Consider the following 24,877-nt stretch of genomic DNA (forward strand, 5'->3'; position numbering starts at 1 on the left):
GAAATAAAAGAAAATAACCATTTTTATTTTATGGTTTTTCGTTATTTTCAAACAAAGATTTAAGCCCAGCCGCTTTATTTTCAATTTCTATCCACTCTTGCTCTGGGTCTGAGCCACTGACAATGCCAGCACCTGAATATAATGAGACATGTGCACCTTCTATCTGTGCACAACGAAGAGATACCGCAAATTCACTTTTATTCAAGCTAATAAATCCGCCAGTTCCTGCATACCAGCCACGAGAAAAGGGTTCATTACTTGCTAAAAATTGCCGTGCAACTTTGCGAGGTAAACCACATACGGCAGCGGTAGGTTGAAGGCGTTGTAGGCAATCGCTATCAGAAGGATTGATTAATGTCGCAACAATAGAGCGATAAAGGTGTTGAATTTTTCTCAAGCGGATGACTTTTGCTGACGATACATCAACCCCCGTCACTGCACCTTGTAATTGTTGGCAAATATCATCTACAACCACTAAATTTTCGTGTTGGTTCTTTTTATCTTCCATCAACCACTTAGCATACTCTGCAGCGACGGTGTCATCAGGGTCATTAGCGACAGTTCCCGCTAAGGCCTCAGAATTCAGTTGTTCATTTTGCCGTAAATATAAACGTTCCGGAGTCGAAGAGATGAACCCTGACTGTGCGTTGAAGGCCATCATAAAATGGTAACAATGATGATTCACCTGCTGGCTTTGGGCTAAAAATTCAGCAACCGCAATAGGTTTAGACAGAGTAAGTTTTGTTTCCCTTGCCATCACCACTTTTTCCATCTTCCCTGACTTCATGTCGTCAATAGCGCAATTTAATAAACGACACCATTCATCATGCGTAGGAATATGTTCTTGTGCCGTAATATTGGCATTCAATGTCAATGTCACGTGAGAAGCCGGCTTCAATTGCTGTAAAAGATGAATAGCATTTAAACGGTCTTCTTCCCCCTCAATATTGACACTAACACTAATTGTCGAACGTAATCGATGAATTTCAATGCGAGGCAAAAAACAAAAAGTTGCTTGGCGTTTTACCTCTTCAGGAATGCCCGCTCCAACCGCATTCCAGCCATTAAGCCCCCATAGGCGCATCTCTGGCATATCAGGATATTGAGATAAAAAAGCTTGTGCCGTATCTATCGAATCAAAGGATTTCACCATACCAAGGGCACTGCATTCCTCGGCCCCCGTGCGTTGATACCAGTAAAATTGAGGATAACTTTGCTGTGCCGACAGCCATGAAAGGCCAGGAAAAGAGGTTTGTGCATCTAATTGCCAAACTAAACGAGTAAACTCTTGATTTTTTAGGGTCAATGTAGACAAATGGTCCAAAATTTCAGTTATCAATAGATCAATTTTTTTATAGTTCACTTTAGATTCCCACTGCTACATCACACAAATTCACTACGGTTATTATATAGCGCAATACAATTTTTTAATACATTGATAGCTAACAGTAAATGCTATATCGCCCATTCAGCGCTAAAAGTAGATTACCTGCAATTAAGAGATTGCTTTTAGTACTTCACTATAATTATTTTTTATGGCCCAAATGACGATAGCCAAGAGCAACTGTGTCAAAATAAACCGGTTATCACTCACTAATAGCGACCTTCAGGCTGTTGATAGTATAGCTTATTATGTATATTACACAGCATTCTATTCATTTAATTAATGGAAAATGTGATTTTATCCCCTTTATTCTTTGCTTCTTTCTCGAAATAGCTTCATTTTCACCCAATGAAAATTTCATTTTGAAACATAGCGGTATGTCAGCTTTAAACCCATGTTCCATTACAAGCCTATTTAGTTCAAAACAACAATTTATCGTATATTTTAATTAACATCATATTCTCATTAGTTATTTTATTTAGTATTACTATAGATAATTTTCAAATAAAAATAATAGAGAATAATATTTAAAACACATATTAAACTGTTCAAAATGCTATTTTTTAGCTCTGTTTTTCATTTTTTAGTATAAAGATTTTAGTCAATTTCTAGTAGGTTAACAAATATGAATTTTATATTTTTATTTGCAATAAATAGGTAATTCAACCATACAACAGCACTAAAAAAATAAGCATTCAGTCTTTAACTTAATCAACGTGGAATTTAAAATGAATACAAAAGATAATTATGACAGAATTATTGAAAAAGAACATATAGGCCATACAACCTTAGCTTTATTAACTAATCAAGATGCGCTTTCAACCCGTGAAGTCGGTATTTTCACATTAGATGATTTAATTAGCATACATCGCCACGTTTACTTTTCTCTTTCTTTGCCTTGGAAAAAAAATGATATTCTAAAATGGTTTGGTATTACTTCATCAACAACCTTACCAATCGACACTGACGAACTAATTGATACTATTATCAATATTCGAGAACATGCCAATAGCTGGGATAACGTTGAACAACATGTTAAAGAACAATCTGTCAATCTATCTCTAGTTAGCCGAAACATTATACAAACTGGTGGACAAATTATTGAATATATAAACCACATGCCTATTTTGAAAAAAGTGTCTGAAAGCTTGAATGATATTAATGAAAATGAACTAGATGAAATATATTATCAAAATGATGACCAGCAAATAGCTACTGAACTAACTAATATCTTACAATTAATTAGGGATGATATTAAAGACCAATCCATTAAGACAAATAATATTAAAAATATCATTTCTGATTTCCGGGTGCATATTACAGGAGGTTATTTATCTAATTATCAACATGTTGAATCATTGCTATTCAATATTAAAGGGTTATATAAACAACTTGAGCCCACTAATAATGAAACAACCGATTCCTATTTACAAGAATCACTTAAAATGAAAAAACAAGAACTCCAGCAATTAGAACTTGAGTATTCACACTTTGTGAAGCTCAGCTTTACGGGTTTAGTTGGTGGTGTCATCGGCCTCCTTATCACTGGAGGGATTTTTGGTTCAAAGGCTGAAAAAATTCGGGCAAGAAAGAATGAAACATTAGCAGAAATAAAATCAATTAGTGACCAAATCAACAAAGAAAAATTTGTCAAAAAAGTTATCTTTGATATTCAAATCAATCTTCACAAAATTGATGGTTTCTTTAAAGATGCCCGGTTAGCCGTTGACCATTTAGATTATATGTGGCTAGTCCTCTTAACCGAAATAACTCAATCAATCGAGGTTTTCAAAAAAATCAATAACGCTGACAAACTTATTCAATTCATCACCCATTTTAAGCGTGTTATTACATCTTGGTATACCATTCAAGAATACTCGACACATTTAATAAAGTTATTTGATGAAATTCAACCAAATAACACTCCCCCTCAATAAAAGGTACTAATATGCAAGATAAGCTTGATTTACCCATACTGCCCCCTATTGATATTTATCAATTTAGGCATATGTCAAATGAAATTTCCGCATTTAATAAAAATATAATACATTATGATTTTATTATACATGGGAAAATACAAAAAATAGCCAGTAAATCCTTTAATATTAATGAAATAATCAGAAACTCGATACCGAAACTCAAAATAAAATTAAATTATATTTTAAAAAGTGAGTTAAATAATGAAAATACAAATATACCTGACGGGATTTTAGTTATAAGCTTTATTGAGGATTTAACGGATTTCAAACTTGAACTGGAAAGAATCATCACTAAATTCAGTTATACCACCGATTCTTTATCACTCATTCATTTGGAAGAAAGCAATCAACATAAACTACATCAATATTCTGAGCAAAAAGAACTTCTCGTCACATCCAAAAATAGTAAAATACTAAAAATAGATGAAATTAATCAGCAACACTCCGTTATTACCGCCGCAGAAGATATCATATTAAAATCTAAAATCACTGATTTCTTAAAAAAACATTTGTTAAATGACGAATTAATTGACTCAATTGATATGCCAACAAATAAAAAACAAATATTAAAATCAGCCGTTGCCTTTATTAAAAATTTATTATCAGTCATAGATGATGGTTTAGAATTTGCACAGCTTGTCGAGGTTAGATTAGATTTAGGAAATCAAATTTTGGAATTAAAAGAAGAAGTTAATCATATAGATAAAACAATATTTAAGCTTTCTCAACTCATGTTATTAGCCGATCAAATAACCACGATAGACTCACATAAACAATCAATTATCACTCAGATAGGCTTAATTAAGGATTACTGGTGGGGATGGTGCCATTTTATTAATGAAAAATCGTCTGAAAAAATATTGAATATTCAAAAAATTAATATGGCCAGCCAGGTGCTCATGTCTTTCTTAGACGATATGGAGTTTCAATATCAGCGCCAGTTACCCGATTAAAAAAACCGGCTACTCAAAAGTAACCGGTTTATTAGCAATAGGAAATTTTGACCTATTAGTTAATCACAGCAAGCGCTGTTGATGTCATATCAATAAGTGGTTGTGGCCATACACCAAAGACGATAACCGCAATGGCGCAAATAACAGCAACAACCGTTCCTAACGTTGCTTTTTCAGGGCCTGTATAACGTTCTGCATGTTCTGCATCACGGCTATATAGGCTAGCCATAAAGCTTAGGTAGTAATATAAACCAATAGCACTACCCACTACTACAGCTCCTGTTAGCCACCATAATTCTGCATTCACTGCAGATGCAATCACATAGAATTTACCAATAAATCCTAATGTAATTGGAATACCAGCTAATGAAAGCATCATTACCGTCATTACCGTTGCGAGAATTGGCTTATGCCAAAATAGCCCGCGGAATGCACTAAAGTCATCCTGATCATCACCACGGTAAGGGCTTGAAACAATACTCACAACACCAAATGCCCCTAAACTCGCAAACAAGTAACCCACTAAGTAGATTGCGATAGTGACTTGTGAAGCAACAGGGTCGATGCGTAACGCAACAAGAGCGACCAGTAAATAACCCATATGCGAGATAGATGAGTAACCCAGTAAGCGTTTTGCACTTTTTTGTGTGATAGCCAGTAAGTTACCAAACAGGATAGATGCAATAGCAATCACAGAAATCACAATCGCTAGTGTATTGCTATTGGCGATTGGTGCTTCCAGAAAAATACGCACTAATACTGCGAAGATAGCGATTTTACTGCCGGTTGCTAAGAAGGCTGACACTGGTGCTGGCGCACCTTGGTAAACGTCTGGTGTCCACAGTTGGAATGGAAACAGTGACAGTTTAAAGCCAAAGCCTACAATCAGCATACCGAAACCAATCATCACCAATGGTGCGTGAATTTGACTATCGGAAAGACTTTGACCAACCGCAGCAAAACTTAAACTACCCGATTCTGCATACAGTAACGCAATCCCGAATAACAGGAATGAAGACGCGGCTGCAGATAACAGCATGTACTTGATCCCGGCTTCTAATGTGCGGCTGCGCTCAAAGGTATAGGCTACTAGACCAAATAGAGGCAATGAAATCAGCTCAATACCGATAAACATTGATGCCATATGGTTTGACATAGATAACAGCACACCACCCGCTACTGCGATAGCAACAAGTAAATGGAACTCATCTCTATTATCACCAAAACCTTCTAACCAGTGGTAAGCAAAGATAGACGTTCCAATACCTGCAATCAGGACTAATGCGCTATAGAACAGTGCAAAGCCATCAACACGGATAAGCGAAGTCACATCCATTAGGTAGCCGTCGGCTACCCAAATGAGTGAAAGCAACGCAATAACAAAGCCTGATACTGTCAGCGCGGCACTAGTCAGGTGATCGCGTCGCCACGCAATGGACAGCATCACAACCACCGCCGTCAACCCGACGATCATCAGTGGTAGTATTGCGATCAGTTCTTGAGGAGTTATTGTCATGGCGAATTACAGCCCTAATGTTGTAAGTGAAGCAGAATACAGGTTATGCAATGTTTCCATCGAACCAATTGAGGTATCTAAAATTGGTTGTGGGTAGAAACCGATAATAACCAGTAAAGCAGCCAGAGCCAGCAGCACACCAAATTCTCGTGCCGTTAACCCTTTCATTTCTTTTTCAGACTTAGGTGTACCGTAGTAGGTCTGTTGCATCATCCACAGTGAATAGATAGAAGCAAACACCACACCAAAGACCATAATGCAGGTCACTAACGTGAATTGGCTGAAGCTACCGAACAGGATCATGAATTCACCAATGAAGTTACCTGTACCTGGCATTCCTAACGTTGCCGCAGCAAAGAACAGGGACATTCCTGGTAACCATTTAATGCGTTTCCACAATCCACCCATCATGCGCATATCACGCGTTTGTGTACGTTCATACAGTTGACCACTGATGATAATCAGTGCCGCACCGGACAAACCGTTGGTGATCATTTGAATCACCGCACCTTGGTAAGCCAAGGTTGAACCCGCGTAAATAGCGACTGTCACAAACCCCATGTGGGATAAGCTACTGTACGCTGCCAGACGTTTGATATCGGTTTGTTTGAACGCTAACCATGCCCCGTAGAAGATACTGATCACCCCCAGTGTCATCGCCACTGGCGTGAACTGGATAGACGCTTCTGGGAACAAAGGTAAGGTAAAGCGTAACAGGCCGTATGCTGCGGTTTTTAGCATGATACCGGAGATGTCCACGGAACCCGCTGTTGGCGATTGTTCTTGAGTATCTGCCATCCAACCATGGAAAGGAACCAGTGGCATTTTAACGGCAAAGGCGATAAAGAAGCCTAACATCAACATAAATGCGACATTGCTAGAGAGTTCTGCACCCAGCAATTGGTTATAGTCGAATGTTAATACACCTGAAGTATTGTAGTTCGCCAATGCGAGCCCAATGATGGACACCAGCATGATCAAACCACTTGCTTGCGTATAGATGAAGAACTTAGTCGCAGCTTTGATATGTTGTCTATTTTCTGACCCTTTGTGTCCCCAATTGGCAATCAGGAAGTACATAGGGATCAACATCATCTCCCAGAAGAAGAAGAATAAGAACAAGTCAACCGCGGTAAAAATCCCCATCACACCTGTGATAATCCACAACAGGTTAAAGTGATACGCACCTTGGTTTTTCTGGTTTTCACTCCAAGAGCTCAGAATCGAGAAGCCCCCCATGATAGCCGTCAACACGACCATCAGCAGTGATAAACCGTCAATTGCTAAATGAAAGTCAATTCCCAGTGACGGGATCCACGGCATAAAGAAAACAGATTGCCATTGTGGAATACCTTGTGGATTGACAAGGGAGTAGCTCCCTTGTAACCACAATTGCACGGAAAGTATCAATGTTATTCCCATCGTTGCCAGTGCAATCCAACGCGGTGCGCGATGACTGAACCGGTCAGCCTGCCAGCTTAGCAGGCCTCCGATGAAGGGAATGAGTATTAGCCAGGGTAATAGCATGGCGCAATGTGTCCCTTAATTAAACCAAAAGCAGCAGAGCAAGAATCAGCACTGCACCCAGCCCCAACGAGGCAACATACCAACGGATTTGGCCGTTTTCACTCACTGCAAGCCCTTTATTTGCCCAACGTGAAAGATGTGCAGGGATATTCATCAGAGAGTTAATCGGATCGCTCTCCAGTAGCCATGCTATGCCTTTAAATGGCTTAACAAAGACTACATCGTACAGCCAATCGAATCCCCACGCTTGGTACCACCATGCGCTGAAGAAACGACCCACTGCAGTTTTCGCGATAGCATCGACTATTGAACGTCTGAACAGGTAAAGGAATACCGCAATTAATAGACCTGCGATAGCAAACCCGCCAGAAATCGCTTCGAGTAAGACTTTACCGTCTTCACTTCCTGTGGCTTCGGCTGGGAAAACCCCTTCGAGTGGTTGGTGGATTAATGCACCAACAAACGTTGCAAGAATAGCCAAAATGCCCAGTGGTAATGTGTGAGTGATGCCTTTAACCTTGTGCGCTTTGATTTTCGCTTCACCGTGGAACACGATGAAAATCATACGGAAGGTATAAATTGCGGTCATTAATGCACCGAGGATACCTGCCCACAACAACACAGTTTGTCCATCAAGCTGCGCACCCCACAAAATCGCATCTTTACTGTAGAAACCTGCGGTAAACAGTGGCAATGCTGCCAGTGCGCTTCCGCCGATTAACATCACAGCGTAGATGAATGGAATTTGCTTACGCAGCCCACCCATCTTGAAGATATTTTGTTCGTGATGGCATGCCAAAATGACTGAACCCGCTGACAGGAACAACAACGCTTTAAAGAAAGCATGCGTCATCAGGTGGAAAATCGCTGCATCCCATGCTTGTACACCTAGTGCCAAGAACATATAACCAATTTGGCTCATTGTGGAGTAAGCAAGTACACGCTTGATATCGGTTTGCACCAATGCTGCAAACCCAGCCAGTACTAATGTCACTGCACCCACAACACCGACTAAGTGTAATACTTCAGGCGCTAACAGGAACAGAACATGGGTACGAGCAATTAAATACACACCCGCAGTTACCATGGTTGCAGCGTGGATCAGTGCAGAAACTGGCGTTGGACCCGCCATCGCATCTGCCAACCACGTTTGCAATGGTAACTGTGCTGATTTACCGACTGCACCACCTAATAACATCAAGGTTGCCCAGTTGATCGCACTTGAACCTTCCGCAAATTTTTGAGGTGCTAACACCGCCATTTCGCTGAAATTCAATGTGCCAAGTTCATTCCACAGAATAAACATACCAATTGCGAGGAACACATCACCGATACGCGTTACAAAGAACGCTTTCATTGCGGCTTTACCGTTTTCTGGATTGGTATAATAGAAACCAATCAACAGATAACTGCACAGCCCTACCCCTTCCCAACCGAGATACATCAGCATCATGTTGTCAGCGAGGACTAAAACCACCATGCTTGCGATAAACAAGTTAGTGTAAGCGAAGAAACGTGAGTAACCTTCCTCGCCACGCATATACCAAGATGCATATACGTGGATAAGGAAGCCCACACCCGTTACCACACCTAACATGGTCAGTGACAGGCCATCTAACATTAGAGTGAATGGGATATTAAAGGTACCGACAGACATCCAAGTCCAAAGTGGCTGGATGAATACGCTACCTGCGTCTTGAGCTAAAAATTCATTGCCAGCATAGAATGCGACGACGGCCGCTAAGCCAACCGACCCCGCACCAATAATGGCCGAAACGTTTTCTGACCAGCGTCCACGAGAGAAGGCTAACAGCACCGACCCCAGTAAAGGCAACAGAATAGTTAAATAGAGTAGGTTCATCCGCGCATCTCACTGACTTTATCAATATTCAGGTTCTGACGATGACGATGGAGTTGCAGTAACAACGCCAATCCAATACTCGCCTCCGCTGCAGCCAATGCGATTGCCAAAATATACATAATTTGGCCGTCAGGCTGCCCCCAAAAACTCCCTGCAACCACAAATGCCAGTGCAGTTGAGTTAATCATGATTTCCAGTCCGATCAGCATGAAAAGCAGATTACGACGAATAACAAGGCAACTGAGCCCCATCACAAATAAAATCGCCGCTAAAATCAGACCGTGTTCTAGAGGTATCATTTTTGTTCCTCCGCCTTCTCGATGCTGACAAGGTCAGCGCCGTTTTCTTTACGGTCACGTCCAACGTGGAATGCTACCACTAAACCTGCAAGTAATAACAAAGATGCCAATTCGACAGCCAGAACATACGGCCCAAATAGGCTAATTCCCACTTCTTTCGCTCCAATGATGGTTCCCTCAATGCCTTCTTGATAAGACAACGAGGTAATGCCGTAAACTAAGATAGCCAGTAAAACCGCGGATAACACCGCAGGGCCAATCCAGTTTTTCGGCGTCAACCAAGCGCGCTCTTGTTCTTGAACAGAACGCCCTAAGTTGAGCATCATCACCACGAACACGAACAGGACCATAATGGCACCTGCATATACGATGATTTCCAACGCCCCAGCAAAATACGCGCCGAGGGAGAAAAACACCATTGACAGAGCCAGCAGAGAAACAACCAGATACAACAGTGCATGCACCGGATTTGTATTCGTTATCACCCTTAAAGTTGCTAAAATGGCAACTAGACCGGCGATATAAAATGTAAATTCCATGAATATCGCTCCTTATGGCAACAGGTCTTTGACGTTAATCGGTTTCGCTTCGTTATCCGCTTCACCTTTGTCTTTACCTGCAATCGCCATACCCGATTTACGGTAAAAGTTATAATCAGGATATTTACCCGGACCTGAAATCAACAGGTCATTTTTCTCGTAAACCAGATCCTGACGTCTCCAATCGGCCATTTCAAAATCAGGTGTTAATTGGATTGCCGTGGTTGGGCAAGCCTCTTCACACAGACCACAGAAAATACAGCGCGAAAAGTTAACGCGGAAAAATTCAGGGTACCAGCGGCCGTCTTCATGTTCAGCTTTTTGCAGTGAGATACATCCCACAGGGCAAGCAACCGCACATAAGTTACACGCAACACAACGCTCTTCACCGTCAGGATCGCGTGTTAACACGATACGCCCACGGTAACGGGGTGGCAGATAAACCGGCTCTTCTGGATACATTTGCGTTTCGCGTTTATCGAACGCATGTAGGCCGACCATCCAAATACTACGTACTTGGGTGGCGAAACCGACCAATAACTCTTTCAATGTCATGGTTCAATCACCCCTTACTGAGCGTTGTATAAAATCACTGCTGCAGTACCCAGCAGATTAAGCAGTGTCAACGGCAGACAAATTTTCCAACCGAAAGACATCACTTGGTCATAACGTGGACGCGGTAAAGAGGCACGGATCAAGATAAACATCATCATGAAGAAGCCAGTTTTGATAGCAAACCACAAGAATGACGGCAGGAATGGACCATGCCAGCCACCAAAGAACAGCGTCACAATCAGTGCTGAAACCGTTACGATACCGATATACTCACCGACGAAGAACAAACCGAACTTCATGCCTGAGTATTCAACGTGGTAACCATCCGCAATCTCTTGTTCTGCTTCAGGTTGGTCAAACGGGTGACGGTGACAGACCGCAACGCCCGCTATCGCAAAAGTCACAAAACCAAAGAACTGCGGAATAATGTTCCACATGCCTTCTTGGGAGTTAACAATATCAATCAGGTTGAATGAACCTGCTTGTGCAACCACACCCATTAAAGAAAGGCCTAAGAACACTTCATAACTCACGGTTTGTGCTGATGCACGCATAGCACCTAATAATGAGTATTTGTTGTTACTTGACCAACCTGCGAATAACACCGCATAGACAGCAAGACCCGCCATCATCAGGAAGAATAAAATCCCGATATTGAGGTCTGCAACGTGCCATGTTGGGCTAACAGGGACGATGGCAAATGCTAAGAACAGTGAACAAAACGCAATCACTGGCGCAAGCGTAAAAATTTTCTTGTCAGCGAACTGCGGGATCCAGTCTTCTTTAAACAGCATTTTGAACATATCCGCGATTAACTGGCCCATCCCAAACGGACCCACGCGGTTAGGGCCATAACGGTTCTGGAACAGACCGAGAATACGGCGCTCTCCCAGACTCATGTATGCCCCACAAGTCACAACAACCAATAAAATGACGACAGATTTGAGGATGGAAATTAACACTTCCATCACTTCAGGAGAAATCCAATCCATCATGCTCCCCTCCGCAGATTATTGACTGACACGCCAGCCATTGAAGGTGCGATACCTGGCATTCCTAACGGTAAGCCAATTTGACCTGTAGACAGGTGATTACTGAGGCGGACAGTCAAGTTAAACGCTTGACCTGCATGGTTAAACTCCGCTTTAGTTCCTGCTGACAGACCGAGTGACGCAGCATCTTGTGTGTTCAGCATGATATAAGGCTCAGGCATACGCTCTTGAATTACTTCTGACCGCTGTGACATTTCATCACTGCCGAACAGGTGGTAATAAGGTGCGACAACCCACTGAGCTTCATTGGCTTGATAAGCCGCTGGAATTTCAGTGAAGTAAGCCAATTTGCTCTGTGTTGAATTGAACAAACGGATACCCGGGTCACCAAATAACAGGTGGCCACCCACTTCCGCTTGGAATTTGTTCCAGGCTTGCGGTGAGTTCCAACCCGGCGCCCATGCAAATGGAATTTGCTGACGTGGCGCGGTTGGGCTGTTGTTCCCTTCCATTGAGAAAGCAAATGGAGAGTCAATATCTTGCGGTTGACGAGGTTCATGAACAGATTGATTTGCTAGCATCGCTGTACGACCACTGTAACGATGTGGTTCACGTGCCAGTTTTTGACCACGAATACGGAAAGACGCTTTTGGTGCGGCATCAACCATACCTGAGAATTGTGGCATTGCGGCAACACAATCTGCGATAACGTGATCAAGTTGCGACCAATCCGCATCACGCTCTTGCGCTTCAGTTTGCAGTGAATGCATCCAGCGCCAGCTTTCGTTCATCACGATAGCTTTGTCGTAATAGGTTGGGTCAAAGACTTGGAAGAAACGCTGTGCACGACCTTCTTGGTTAATCAACGTACCGTCTGCTTCAGCAAAGCTTGCGGCTGGCAGAACCAATGTTGCTTTATCCATGATGTCTGTTTGCTGATGATCCGCAACAATCAAGTGGCTCAGTTTTGCTAATGCGCTATTGACGGCATCCACGCTGCTGTGGCGGTACAAGTCGTTTTCGATAACGATAGCCACATCTGCTTCGTTCGCTTCAATGCGAGCTAAAGCACTGTCTAATGGCTGTGCGTTCATCATTGCCAGACCGAAACTATTCGCATGAGACGCTAAGTAAGATAACCCTACATTCGCACCTTTAGCTTTCAGTGCAAATGCCACGTTAGCGGCCGCTTGGATCATTGCCTCGCTGGCACTATGGCTACCACTGATGATTAATGGTTTTTTCGCGCCAGCTAATGCCTGAGCAATGGTTTCAACTTTGGCTTTTAAGTCTGCGGGTAAATCATTCACCGCAGGGGCTTCGCCATTAATCATATTGGCGATAGCAAAACCGAAACGTGCCTGGTCAGCCACTGGAGCACGGTAATTAAAGGCAGCCACATCATCTAAACGCGTGTCATCAACATTGGTAATAAACAGCGGATATTTCGCATGTTGACCAATATTCATGATTGCGGCGATTTGCCAGTCAGCCACTTTTTGCGCTGCGGCCATTTCACGTGCTTTACCTTTCACCGCTTGGCGTACAGATAACGCCATACGTGCACCTGTCTGAGTTAAATCTTCACCCAGTACCAGTACCGCATCATAGCCTTCCACTTCACGCAATGTTGGCGTATAGATACCGCCGTTTTGCAGGATGTTTTGCATCAGCGCTAAGCGGCTTTGCTCGCCCGCAGAAATACCTGAATAGAAGTTTTCTGCTCCGACTAATGCGCGCAATGCATAGTTGCTTTCAACGCTCGCGCGTGGAGAGCCGATACCAATCACTTTTTTCGCTTGATTGATAATTTGCGCACCACTTTGCATTGCTTCAATTGCAGAGATGGTTTGTTTCACACCATCTTTACTCAAGACAGCCTGACGAGGACGATCTTTACGGTTGACATATCCGTAACCAAAACGACCACGGTCGCACAGGAAATAGTGGTTTACCGAACCGTTATAGCGGTTCTCGATACGGCGAATTTCACCATAACGCTCACCTGGGCTGGTGTTACAACCGATACTGCACTGTTGGCAGATACCGGGGGCAAACTGCATATCCCATTTACGGTTATAGCGCTCTGAATGTGTTTTATCAGTGAATACCCCAGTAGGACAAACTTCAACTAAGTTACCGGAGAACTCACTTTCCAGTGTACCGTCTTCAGTACGACCGAAATACACATAGTTATGTGCACCATACACACCCAAGTCTGTGCCATCTGCGTAATCTTTGTAGTAACGAACACAACGATAACACGCGATACAACGGTTCATTTCATGACTAATAAATGGACCGAGGTCTTGGTTAATGTGAGTACGTTTCGTAAAACGATATTTACGCATGTTATGACCGGTCATCACCGTCATATCTTGTAGGTGACAGTTTCCCCCTTCCTCACAGACTGGACAGTCATGAGGATGGTTGGTCATCAGCCATTCCACAACACTTTCACGGAATTGTTTGGCTTCTTCATCATCAATAGAGATGTAAGTCCCTTCCGTTGCGGGTGTCATACAAGACATTACTAGGCGACCGCGTGTGTCATCTGCGTTCTGATACTGCTTAACCGCACACTGGCGGCAAGCGCCAACGCTTCCCAGCGCCGGATGCCAGCAAAAATAAGGAATATCTAGCCCAAGAGAAAGACAGGCTTGTAACAGGTTTTCAGACCCGTTTACGTCATATTCTTTGCCGTCTACATATATTGTAGCCATAGTCAGCATGCTTCCCAAAGGCCCGCATAAAGCAGGCGTTAATCAAAAATACGTTCTTCGTGAAAAATCTATTTAGCGGTTGCTCAATCGCTAAACAATTACCAGCGCTGCTTCAGCAGGTTGGGTTGGATACCCGCAATCTGCACAATGTTACGCAGATCTTTTTGCGAGATACCCGCTTCGAATTCATCACGGAAATATTTGATGGCACTTTGTAGCGGTTCGACCGCACCCGGTGCGTGAGCGCAGAAAGTTTTACCCGGCCCTAAGAAACGGCACAGCTGCTCTAGGGTTTCAATATCCCCCGGTTGCCCTTCGCCTTTTTCCAGCGCTTGTAAAATTTTCACACTCCATGGCAGACCATCGCGGCACGGCGTACACCAACCACAGGATTCACGGGCAAAGAAGGTTTCTAAGTTACGCACTAAAGAAACCATGTTGATTTCATGATCAACCGCCATCGCCAATGCAGTACCAAGACGGCTTCCTGCTTTAGCAATATTTTCGAAATCCATCGGTAAGTCGAGGTGGTCGTTGGTCAGGAAATCTGTCCCTGCCCCACCTGGCTGCCATGCTTTTAATTTCAGTCCATCACGCATACCACCTGCGTAATCTTCCAACACTTCACGTGCCGTGGTACCAAATGGCAATTCCCATAAACCCGGATTTTTCACGCGGCCAGAGAAGCCCATCAATTTCGTGCCCGCGTCTTTACTCTTACCTGCGCTTAAATCGATATACCATTGGTCGCCGTGCTCTAAAATTGCTGGCACGTTACAAATAGTTTCGACGTTATTGACACAAGTTGGTTTACCCCAAGCACCTGATGTTGCAGGGAATGGTGGCTTAGAACGTGGGTTAGCGCGACGGCCTTCTAAGGAGTTAATCAGTGCAGTTTCTTCACCGCAGATATAACGCCCAGCGCCGGTGTGAACAAATAGTTCGAAATCAAAACCTGAACCGAGGATATTTTTGCCTAACAGGCCCGCCGCTTTGGCTTCTTCGATGGCACGGCGCAGATTTTGCGCAGCTTCAACATACTCGCCCCGTAAGAAGATATAACCACGATAGGCTTTAAGTGCATAAGCGCCTGTGATCATCCCTTCGACTAACAAGTGAGGGAGTTGCTCCATCAATAAACGGTCTTTATAGGTGCCCGGTTCCATTTCATCCGCATTACATAAGAAGTAACGCAGTTTCATGTTTTCGTCTTTTGGCATCAGGCTCCATTTCAGACCCGTTGAGAAACCCGCACCGCCGCGCCCTTTCAGGCCAGCGTCTTTTACAAGATTCACAACTTCATCGGGAGCCATGCCTTTGAGCGCACGCTCAAGACCTTTGTATCCGTTCTTACTGCGATACTCATCTAACCAAACAGGCTGATTGTCATCACGCAAACGCCATGTTAGAGGATGAGTTTCAGCAGTACGGATCACTGGATTAACAGAATTTGTCATGGATACTGCTCCAGTAATTTTTGAATATTTTCAGGCTGCACGTAGCTGTGAGTGTCCTCATCGATCATCATCGTAGGACCTTTGTCACAGTTACCCAAGCAACAGGTTGGCAGCAACGTAAAGCGACCATCGGCTGTTGTTTGGCCCGGGCGAATATTCAGCTGTTTAATGATTTCAGCTTCTAAGCCCTGATAACCTGTAATATGGCAAACAACACTGTCGCAATAGCGAATAATGTGGCGACCCACTGGCTGGCGGAAGATTTGGCTATAGAATGTCGCCACACCTTCAACATCACTGGCAGGGATGCCTAAGACGTCAGCGATAGCATGGATCGCACCATCTTCAACCCAACCGCGGTTTTTTTGCACAATTTTCAGTGCTTCAATTGAGGCAGCACGTGCATCTTCGTAATGGTGTTTCTCACCTTCAATCTCTTCACGCTCTTTCTCTGTTAAGACAAAGCCATGATTGACTTGCGGTTCAAACACATTCACGACATTGAGCTCATTGTGCTTCTCATTTTCGTTATGTTCATTATGCATGGTTAGCGATCCACATCCGACATTACAAAATCGATACTACCCAGATAGACGATTAAGTCTGAAACTAAACTACCTCTGATCACCGCAGGAATTTGCTGTAAGTGCTCATAGCTCGGGGTACGAATACGCGTACGGTAGCTCATGGTGCTACCATCACTGGTTAAGTAGTAGCTGTTGATACCCTTCGTAGCTTCAACCATCTGGAATGACTCATTTGCTGGCATCACCGGCCCCCAAGACACTTGCAAGAAGTGGTTGATCAAGGTTTCGATGTGCTGCAACGTGCGTTCTTTTGGTGGCGGAGTTGTCAGTGGATGGTCAGCTTTGAATGGGCCTTCTGGCATATTCTTATAGCATTGCTCAAGAATACGGATACTCTGACGCATCTCTTCCACTTTGATCATCACGCGGTCATAACAGTCACCGTTATGAGCGATAGGAATATCAAACTCGAAGTTTTCATAGCCTGAATATGGACGCCATTTACGTACGTCAAAATCAACACCTGTTGCACGTAAACCAGCACCCGTTACACCCCATGCCAGTGCCTCTTCTTTTGAGTACATTGCTGTCCCAATAGAACGACCTTTTAAGATGGAGTTTTTCAGCGCAGAAGTCACATAAGACTCTAAACGTTTTGGCAACCAGTCTAATAATTCACGTAGCAGTTTTTCCCAACCACGCGGTAAGTCGTGCGCAACACCACCGATACGGAACCATGCGGGGTGCATACGGAAACCGGTAATTGCTTCAATGACGTTGTAGACTTTTTGACGGTCAGTAAACGCAAAGAAGACCGGGGTCATCGCACCAACGTCTTGGATATAGGTACTGATGTACAGTAAGTGACTGTTGATACGGAATAGTTCAGACAACATGACACGAATGGTTTTCACGCGATCCGGCACTTCAATGCCAGCCAGTTTTTCAACGGCCAACACATATGGCATCTCATTCACACAACCGCCGAGGTATTCGATACGGTCAGTATATGGAATATAGCTATGCCACGACTGGCGTTCACCCATTTTTTCAGCACCACGGTGGTGGTAGCCAATGTCAGGTACGCAGTCAATAATTTCCTCACCATCCAATTGCAGCACGATACGGAACGCACCGTGTGAGGATGGGTGGTTTGGCCCCAAGTTCAGGAACATGAAATCTTCGTTTTCATTTCCACGTGCCATGCCCCACTCTTCTGGTTTGAAAGTCAAAGCTTCCATTTCCAGATCTTGTTTCTGCTTAGTCAGCACAAAAGGGTCAAACTCAGTCGCACGCGCAGGATAATCCTTACGCAGCGGATGACCTTCCCAGCTTGGAGACATTAAAAGGCGGCGTAAATTTGGGTGACCTTGGAAGGTGATACCGAACATATCCCACACTTCACGTTCATGCCAATTCGCATTCGGGAACAGTGAAACGATCGAAGGCACGTTTAAGTCTTTCTCATTAAGAGCGACTTTTAACATGATATCGCGGTTACGATCGATAGAGATGAGGTGGTAGAAAACACTAAAGTCTGCTTCTGGCAGACCTTGACGGTGAATTCGTTGACGTTCATCTACCCCATGTAAGTCAAATAACATGACATACGGTTTTGGTAATTTCTTTAGGAAATCGACCACTTCCAGTAACTGTTCACGACGCACCCAAACCACTGGCATGCCAGTGCGAGTTGCTTGAACAGAAAAGGCATCCGGCCCAAATTGATTGCGCAGTTCCAGAAGCACAGGGTCGTTTAAATGATCCTGTGTCTGCCATCCTGGCTGGTTACTACTCGCTTGCGCTATCTGATCTGTCATCATTCTTCACCATAACGCTTGATCAGGTTTATTATTTCGCAACAACATTGCTCTGTTACGCTGTATGGCTTTAAGCCTTAAATTTCGTCTGGTGTACGCAGGTTAGTCACTGCGATACGTTCACCGTGCTTTCTTTCTCTTTCTGATTGCATATTGGCACGGTAAACCCCTTGGTCTCCAACAACCCAAGACAGCGGTCGACGCTCTTTACCGATAGATTCTTGCAACAGAAGCAGAGCCTGCATATAGGCTTCTGGACGCGGTGGGCAACCTGGAATATACACATCCACAGGAATAAATTTATCGACGCCTTGTACAACAGAATAAATGTCATACATGCCACCAGAGTTGGCACATGAACCCATGGAGATTACCCATTTTGGTTCAAGCATTTGGTCATACAGACGTTGAATAACAGGCGCCATTTTAGTGAAACAGGTACCTGCTACTACCATGAAATCGGCTTGACGAGGTGAAGCACGCAGTACTTCTGCACCAAAGCGGGCGACGTCATGAACAGCCGTGAACGAAGTCACCATTTCTACATAGCAACATGAAAGACCAAAGTTATATGGCCAGAGAGAGTTTTTGCGCCCCCAGTTAACCACATCGTGAAGTGCATGAGAAAGTTTCCCCATGTAAACACTGTTTTCAACTTGCTGCTCCAGTGGATCAGTGACGATTTCCTGGGTTTGCAGTGGGTAACGGTCGTTCTCACCGTTCGGATCTATGCGGGTGAGCGTATAATCCATTGTATAATGCCTCGCTTTTTACTGCGGATGACGATTGCTGATTTTAATAACTTCACTAGGATGCTTAACTTTTCCGCGGGAACGGACTGGAGTCCAATCCAATGCTCCTACGCGAACGAGATAAAACAGTCCCGCCAACAATACCAAAATAAAGATCGCGGCTTCGATGAAACCTACCCAACCGGCTTCGCGGATGGCAACTGACCATGCAAATAAGAACATGGCTTCAACATCGAAGATAACGAAAAACATGGCGACTAAATAAAACTTAGCAGACATGCGGAGACGTGCACTACCGACCGAGTCGATACCGGACTCATAAGGAACATGTTTTGTTCTGGCTTTGGCGCGGCTACCTAAAAAGTGACCAGCGACCAACATGAAAGCACAAAGACCGATAGTGCCGATAAGGAATATCGCAAACGCCCAGTTATGGGCTAACGCTAGGATTGATGTAGACATACTCGTTGCTTACTCATTACTTATGGTGTGTTAACTGCTCTTTTTTACATCACGGCAGAGTTGCACCACAATTGCCCAGTTAATCGAGAAGAAAGACCAAAATTGATCACAAACTAAAATATCACCAAACTTAAATCAGTCTGTTGACTGCGTTTGGTTTGTCCTCTCTCATTACAATTTACTTTACTTAAATTAAATTAAGTAAAATAACCCGTATTCGTTACAAAAACTTCACACTCTGAAAACAATAGAACAACAAAAAGTAACCATAATCTGCTAAAACGTGTCAGTGTAATGATACTCAAGTAAACACGCAAACTAGTTTAACTGATTATTCGTTTTTACTACACCATTATCTCAGGAAAAACCTGTCTTAACAGATGAAAAATTGCGCTTTTTATTTGATCTAACGCACACTTTTATTGAAAAAGTACTCAATTTGTTTACATAGCATTCAATTTAACTTTAAGTCTTTGTAACTCTTTTTAACGCATTACTTCAAGTAACTGACTGAGATTCCAGTGCTATTTTATCTATTCAATAAAAAAACATTGTTAATAACATAACAAATTGTTAACTAAACAATGAAATTCAGGTTATGCCAGCTACATCACAATTATTTCATGGTCTTTCATATTTAACCATACTTATTAAGTGGTTAATTGCTTTTTTTATGAGCGGATATTGATAAAAAATCGATAAATTTGAATTTGATAACCGATTAAAAATATCACTGAACATTATTTAAGCATGCATAGAAGCAAATTTCTCAATACCATTTCCCAATATTGAAAATTGAGTTCCACAATTTGAAATAATCGTTTCAGTCATCCGCATCAATTCACATTATCTGTTATCTAACAGCTCAATTAGTCTGTACGTTAGCCATTTAATCAGAGATAACCACCTCAACTCCTGCTCACATCTTATTTAGACTGTGATTAACACGTTGATTTTATTTGTACATAGCCAATAACACATTGATCACAAACAAGTGATCCCGTAATAAATTGGCAAAAAAGCCATAAAAAAACGGTAATCCCAAGCGCATTGGAATTACCGTCATTACAATAAATTAATTAAGTATTAGTGTTAAGATAACCAGATGAATCGATTAACTTAATTACTTTCCTCGCTGCTATCCATCAACTCACTTGCTGAGGTTGCAACATAAGGGATTTTTTTGTTTTCAATCGCACTGAATACTGTCAGAACAAAATCTTTTTGCTCGTCTGCATTCTTATACAACCAATACTGAATATCTGGTAAGCGTGGTAGCCCATCTGATTCATTCAAAATACGTAAATCTGCATTTTGCATTTCCATTGGTCTAGCGGTTACCCCAACCTCTGCATTGACTGCTGCACGAACAGCAGGTAAAGAAGCTGCTTCATACGCAACATGCCATGACAAACCTGCATCATCAAGAGCACTAGTACAAAGTTTACGATATGGATTGGTTTCATCCATAACAACTAATGGAACTGGCTCATTGGGACGCAATTGAAAATCAGGTGCACTGTGCCACAAAACAGGCACTGTTCTTAACGCTGTTTTAGGGTGGTGACTAATTCTTGCTGTTGTTAAAGCAAGGTCTATCTCATGATTATCAAGCATTGACTCAATAAATTGTGCTCGTTTAATGCGCACTTCTACGGCAATTCTTGGATAAACAGACGCGATACGATTAAGTAAGAAAGGTAATAAGATATCGACGGTGTCATCGGATGCGCCAATACGCAATTCACCATCAGCGTCATTATAAGTTAATGACGCTGTAGCATCATCATTGGCGCGAAGTATTTGCCTTGCGTAGCCAAGTAATTGTAATCCGTGCGCGGTGAGCAGTTTATTTCGCCCATGGCGAGCGAAAAGCTCACGGCCGACTAATTGCTCTAAACGTTGCATTTGCTGGCTCACAGCAGATTGTGTTCGACAAACGGCTGCAGCTGCAGCTGCGAAAGTGTTAAGATCTGCGACAGCGACGAAAGTACGTAGCAAATCAAGATCTAGGTTCATGATGGGACGATTGGAATTTATCATCGTTCATTCTCTTATATAATTTTATGTTACCTGGTGTTTCTGCTCTCCTCCATGAGAATCAGCGAGTTTATAGCGACTACTAAGTGAGTGCATTTCTAATCCATAGATCTGCAATGACTTCTCATTATTTTACTTTTCTTGTACCTAGCTCACTATTCGTTAACGATAGGCCATGGTACAAATAGCATACTTCCATAAATCAAATAATTTTAATAAAAAAGGGGGTGATTTCCTAAAAAACACGCTAAAACGCGTTTGATAGGATACGATTAAATAGTAACATATTTAATGTAATCACAATTATTTTAATGTAAGCACATTATAAAATTCGTTTCACTATTTTTACATAGTCAAAAATATCAAATGGTTATAATTTTAAGCAGCACTTTTGGCTAAAGAAAGCAGCTTGAAATAATCAATATTACTAACAAAATCACCCTAATTATTATAAAAAAAGGCCATTACAGCAAAAAAATCATGTCTGATTTAATGATTCAATGCTTAATATTACATTTTGATACAATTTTCTTTTTTCCTTCTATTTTCATGCTTTTTTACTTTTTATACTCCAAAACATCAAAGAATGTCGATATTATAATTCAACTAATTTTATATTATAAGAATATGTAGCCAACTTAAAATAAATAATAAGACACCAAACATTACATTTAAGCGTAAACCAACCTTTTACACCAAAAATAACCTTGCATCTTCAAAAGCTTCTGAGGGAGGAGTACAGTAAAGAAATAACGCCGGCCCGACCAATGTAACCCTTAGGGTAATGAGAGAACTATGAATAATCTAACTAAATCCAGTAAGCTCGATAATGTTTGCTATGACATTCGTGGGCCCGTATTAAAAGAAGCTAAGCGCCTAGAAGAAGAAGGCAACAAAGTCCTCAAACTCAATATTGGTAACCCGGCCCCGTTTGGTTTTGAAGCTCCAGATGAAATCCTAGTGGATGTCTTGCGTAATCTGCCAAGTTCTCAAGGTTATTGCGACTCAAAAGGCTTATACTCTGCCCGTAAAGCGATTGTGCAGCATTACCAAGCTCGTGGTATTCATGAAATGACAGTAGAAGATGTCTACATTGGTAATGGTGTTTCTGAATTAATCGTACAAGCCATGCAAGCACTGCTTAATAATGGTGATGAAATGTTAGTGCCTGCGCCTGATTATCCATTATGGACTGCTGCAGTTTCCCTTTCGGGAGGAAAAGCGGTTCATTATATGTGTGATGAACAGCAAGGTTGGATGCCTGACATTGAAGATATTCGCAAAAAAATCACACCAAGAACGCGTGGTATTGTGGTTATCAACCCAAATAACCCCACGGGTGCGGTTTACAGCAAAGACCTATTAATGGAAATTGTCGAATTGGCTCGTCAGCATAATCTAATCATCTATGCTGATGAAATCTACGATAAAATTCTTTATGATGATGCGGTTCATCACTCTATTGCTGCCCTCGCCCCTGATTTATTAACCATCACATTTAATGGCTTATCTAAAACGTATCGCGTCGCTGGCTTCCGCCAAGGTTGGATGGTATTAAACGGCCCGAAAAAACATGCGAAAAGCTATATTGAAGGCTTGGAAATGTTAGCCTCTATGCGCCTGTGTGCAAACGTCCCGATGCAACATGCCATTCAAACTGCATTGGGTGGCTACCAAAGTATTAGCGAATTTATTCAACCTGGTGGTCGTTTATATGAGCAACGTAATCGTGCTTGGGAACTAATTAATCAAATTCCAGGAGTATCTTGTGTAAAACCACAAGGTGCACTGTACATGTTCCCGAAAATAGATATTAAACGATTTAATATCTATGATGACCAAAAAATGATTTTAGACCTGTTACTACAAGAAAAAGTGTTGTTAGTTCAAGGCACCGCGTTTAACTGGCCTGAACCTGACCATTTCCGGATCGTAACGCTACCTTATGCAGATGACCTCGAAATGGCGATTAATAAATTCGGCCGCTTCCTTGAAGGCTATCGCCAATAAAAATTTATTAAAAATAAAAAGCCTCCGGAGTCGGAGGCTTTTTTTATTCTAAATTTAGCCATCATTAATAGACTGTATTATTCTGATAATCAAAGGATAGAAATAAAATAAATTGCCACAAGGAAAAAGCCCAATAATATAAATGGAAAATATTTCATATTGCCTCGTTATTTTCGGATTGAACATCCATTATATTTTTTTGATTATATAATTCAACACAATTAAAATAGCAGTTAAATTAAAGTCTAAATTTGATTATATTATTATGAGCATCTTAATATGCCAAATAAATATTAAAACATAGTCACTAAAGAGTAACTTATTAAAAAACAATAAAATTATATCGCTGCTACATTATTTCCGCTATAATTTTTGTCGTTTGCAGACACTAAAAAGAGGACTTATGAGCTACTTTTTCGCCCATCTTGCTAGAATGAAGTTAATCCACCGCTGGCCGTTAATGCGTAATGTCCGAACAGAGAATGTCTCTGAACATAGTCTTCAAGTGGCCATGGTAGCCCATGCGCTCGCTATTATTAAAAATCGTAAGTTCGCAGGGAACGTTAATGCAGAAAAAATCGCTTTATATGCGATGTACCATGATGCCAGTGAAGTGATTACGGGGGATTTACCAACGCCAATAAAGTATCACAACCAACAAATTGCTCATGAATACAAAAAAATAGAAAAATTCGCTCAGCAAAAACTACTCGATATGCTCCCAGAAGAACTACAAGAGGATTTTAAAGCACTACTAATTGAAGATATACAATCAGAAGAAGAGCATTTTATTGTTAAACAAGCTGATACGCTGTGTGCCTACTTAAAATGTTTAGAAGAGCTATCTGCGGGCAATAGTGAATTTAAATTAGCCAAAAGACGGCTAGAAAAAATGCTTGCGGAAAGAAATAGCCCAGAAATGGAATATTTTATGAAAACGTTTGTGCCAAGTTTCACCTTATCATTAGATGAAATTAGTAATTAATTTAAAATAAGGAATGAGCGTATCGTTCCTTATTTTAATACTCAATAACTTTATATTTAAATGTAATTCTTTAGTTTTTTATGCCGAACTAATCCCTGTTGAACAATCTGAAGATGAAGAAAAGTGGGCGTATAACTTTCTAGACTCACCATTAATACCTAATATAACTCTACCACCATCACCCGATGTTATATTACAACTAAAATCATGTTTACATTCATAAACTTCACGACCGTAAGTCCAAAATTTAATATGCCAAATATCAGAGCCAACACCTATATAGTATTTAAATCCAAAACAATTCTCTAAAATACCTTTATTCGGAATATGTTCAATATGTTGCCAATCCTTCATATTCCCCCAAGGAACACCTGCACTATGTGTTAGCGTCACATTTTTTATATCTTTTCCCCAAAAATTTTCAAATGTTGCATAACCATAATGATATTTTTCTGATACATTTTTAACTTGTTCCATAAATTCACCTCTTAATAAT

At 41.8% G+C, this 24,877-nt stretch carries 20 protein-coding genes; 4 read left to right on the forward strand and 16 right to left on the reverse strand.

The genetic code is table 11. The features are described 5' to 3' along the window. Window positions 1-28: 28 nt before the first annotated feature. Window positions 29-1,363 carry an isochorismate synthase gene (locus tag PSF28_RS13405; RefSeq protein WP_210837243.1) on the reverse strand — a complete coding sequence of 445 codons (1,335 nt, stop codon included), beginning with the start codon at window positions 1,361-1,363 and terminating at the stop codon, window positions 29-31. A gap of 749 nt (window positions 1,364-2,112) precedes the next feature. Between PSF28_RS13405 and PSF28_RS13410 the strand changes: the two genes are divergently transcribed. Next, on the forward strand, window positions 2,113-3,321 hold the full coding sequence (locus tag PSF28_RS13410) for an alpha-xenorhabdolysin family binary toxin subunit A (RefSeq protein ID WP_210837241.1): 1,209 nt from the start codon (window positions 2,113-2,115) through the stop codon (window positions 3,319-3,321). An 11-nt stretch (window positions 3,322-3,332) separates the two neighbouring features. Further along, window positions 3,333-4,316 carry an alpha-xenorhabdolysin family binary toxin subunit B gene (locus PSF28_RS13415; protein ID WP_272664636.1) on the forward strand — a complete coding sequence of 328 codons (984 nt, stop codon included), beginning with the start codon at window positions 3,333-3,335 and terminating at the stop codon, window positions 4,314-4,316. A 55-nt stretch (window positions 4,317-4,371) separates the two neighbouring features. Here PSF28_RS13415 and nuoN read toward each other — a convergent pair whose 3' ends face one another. The 14 genes from nuoN to PSF28_RS13485 all read right to left on the reverse strand — a co-directional run bounded on the left by nuoN (window position 4,372) and on the right by PSF28_RS13485 (window position 21,389). Then, the gene (gene nuoN, locus PSF28_RS13420; RefSeq protein ID WP_210839117.1) at window positions 4,372-5,832 is read right to left on the reverse strand and encodes an NADH-quinone oxidoreductase subunit NuoN; all 1,461 of its coding nucleotides are present in this window, start codon (window positions 5,830-5,832) and stop codon (window positions 4,372-4,374) included. 6 nt (window positions 5,833-5,838) lie between these two features. Further along, window positions 5,839-7,359, reverse strand: a complete 1,521-nt coding sequence (nuoM, locus tag PSF28_RS13425) for an NADH-quinone oxidoreductase subunit M (protein WP_115167032.1) — start codon at window positions 7,357-7,359, stop codon at window positions 5,839-5,841. A 19-nt stretch (window positions 7,360-7,378) separates the two neighbouring features. Next, the gene (nuoL, locus tag PSF28_RS13430; RefSeq protein WP_210839115.1) at window positions 7,379-9,220 is read right to left on the reverse strand and encodes an NADH-quinone oxidoreductase subunit L; all 1,842 of its coding nucleotides are present in this window, start codon (window positions 9,218-9,220) and stop codon (window positions 7,379-7,381) included. Next, window positions 9,217-9,519: an NADH-quinone oxidoreductase subunit NuoK gene (nuoK, locus tag PSF28_RS13435; RefSeq protein WP_004912233.1), complete on the reverse strand. Its 303-nt coding sequence runs from the start codon at window positions 9,517-9,519 to the stop codon at window positions 9,217-9,219. Before nuoK ends, nuoL begins: the two co-directional genes overlap by 4 nt. Beyond that, the gene (gene nuoJ, locus PSF28_RS13440; protein ID WP_004912236.1) at window positions 9,516-10,058 is read right to left on the reverse strand and encodes an NADH-quinone oxidoreductase subunit J; all 543 of its coding nucleotides are present in this window, start codon (window positions 10,056-10,058) and stop codon (window positions 9,516-9,518) included. Before nuoJ ends, nuoK begins: the two co-directional genes overlap by 4 nt. Before the next feature lie 12 nt (window positions 10,059-10,070). Beyond that, window positions 10,071-10,613 (reverse strand): NADH-quinone oxidoreductase subunit NuoI, encoded by a 543-nt coding sequence (nuoI, locus tag PSF28_RS13445; RefSeq protein WP_004259834.1) that lies wholly within the window; start codon window positions 10,611-10,613, stop codon window positions 10,071-10,073. Window positions 10,614-10,627: 14 nt separating this feature from the next. Continuing rightward, complete coding sequence (gene nuoH, locus PSF28_RS13450) at window positions 10,628-11,605, reverse strand: NADH-quinone oxidoreductase subunit NuoH (protein ID WP_004912244.1); 978 nt, start codon at window positions 11,603-11,605, stop codon at window positions 10,628-10,630. Next, window positions 11,605-14,337 carry an NADH-quinone oxidoreductase subunit NuoG gene (nuoG, locus tag PSF28_RS13455; protein WP_272664634.1) on the reverse strand — a complete coding sequence of 911 codons (2,733 nt, stop codon included), beginning with the start codon at window positions 14,335-14,337 and terminating at the stop codon, window positions 11,605-11,607. Before nuoG ends, nuoH begins: the two co-directional genes overlap by 1 nt. Window positions 14,338-14,426: 89 nt before the next feature. Beyond that, entirely contained in the window at window positions 14,427-15,785 is a 1,359-nt protein-coding gene (gene nuoF / locus PSF28_RS13460) for an NADH-quinone oxidoreductase subunit NuoF (protein WP_004259820.1), read from the reverse strand. Next, window positions 15,782-16,330 carry an NADH-quinone oxidoreductase subunit NuoE gene (gene nuoE, locus PSF28_RS13465; protein WP_004912250.1) on the reverse strand — a complete coding sequence of 183 codons (549 nt, stop codon included), beginning with the start codon at window positions 16,328-16,330 and terminating at the stop codon, window positions 15,782-15,784. The genes nuoF and nuoE overlap by 4 nt, the downstream gene beginning before the upstream one ends. Before the next feature lie 2 nt (window positions 16,331-16,332). Continuing rightward, a complete protein-coding gene (gene nuoC, locus PSF28_RS13470) occupies window positions 16,333-18,135 on the reverse strand; it encodes an NADH-quinone oxidoreductase subunit C/D (protein WP_442958813.1) in 1,803 nt (600 codons plus the stop codon). Window positions 18,136-18,209: 74 nt separating this feature from the next. Then, window positions 18,210-18,884 (reverse strand): NuoB/complex I 20 kDa subunit family protein, encoded by a 675-nt coding sequence (locus PSF28_RS13475; protein WP_004912254.1) that lies wholly within the window; start codon window positions 18,882-18,884, stop codon window positions 18,210-18,212. A gap of 18 nt (window positions 18,885-18,902) precedes the next feature. Then, window positions 18,903-19,346, reverse strand: a complete 444-nt coding sequence (locus PSF28_RS13480; RefSeq protein ID WP_004259806.1) for an NADH-quinone oxidoreductase subunit A — start codon at window positions 19,344-19,346, stop codon at window positions 18,903-18,905. Between the two features lie 1,119 nt (window positions 19,347-20,465). Continuing rightward, window positions 20,466-21,389, reverse strand: coding sequence for a LysR family transcriptional regulator (locus tag PSF28_RS13485; RefSeq protein ID WP_272685190.1), 924 nt, complete (start codon window positions 21,387-21,389; stop codon window positions 20,466-20,468). A gap of 792 nt (window positions 21,390-22,181) precedes the next feature. Between PSF28_RS13485 and PSF28_RS13490 the strand changes: the two genes are divergently transcribed. Both PSF28_RS13490 and yfbR read left to right on the forward strand, forming a co-directional pair. Further along, window positions 22,182-23,396, forward strand: coding sequence for a pyridoxal phosphate-dependent aminotransferase (locus PSF28_RS13490; RefSeq protein WP_004259802.1), 1,215 nt, complete (start codon window positions 22,182-22,184; stop codon window positions 23,394-23,396). 403 nt (window positions 23,397-23,799) lie between these two features. Beyond that, window positions 23,800-24,381 carry a 5'-deoxynucleotidase gene (gene yfbR / locus PSF28_RS13495; RefSeq protein ID WP_004912262.1) on the forward strand — a complete coding sequence of 194 codons (582 nt, stop codon included), beginning with the start codon at window positions 23,800-23,802 and terminating at the stop codon, window positions 24,379-24,381. Between the two features lie 78 nt (window positions 24,382-24,459). On the opposite strand, the gene PSF28_RS13500 is transcribed toward yfbR, so the two are convergent. After that, window positions 24,460-24,858, reverse strand: a complete 399-nt coding sequence (locus tag PSF28_RS13500) for a hypothetical protein (protein ID WP_210836993.1) — start codon at window positions 24,856-24,858, stop codon at window positions 24,460-24,462. Between the last annotated feature and the right edge of the window lie 19 nt (window positions 24,859-24,877).

This window comes from Providencia sp. PROV130 (assembly GCF_028482225.1).
Classification (GTDB): domain Bacteria; phylum Pseudomonadota; class Gammaproteobacteria; order Enterobacterales; family Enterobacteriaceae; genus Providencia; species Providencia rettgeri.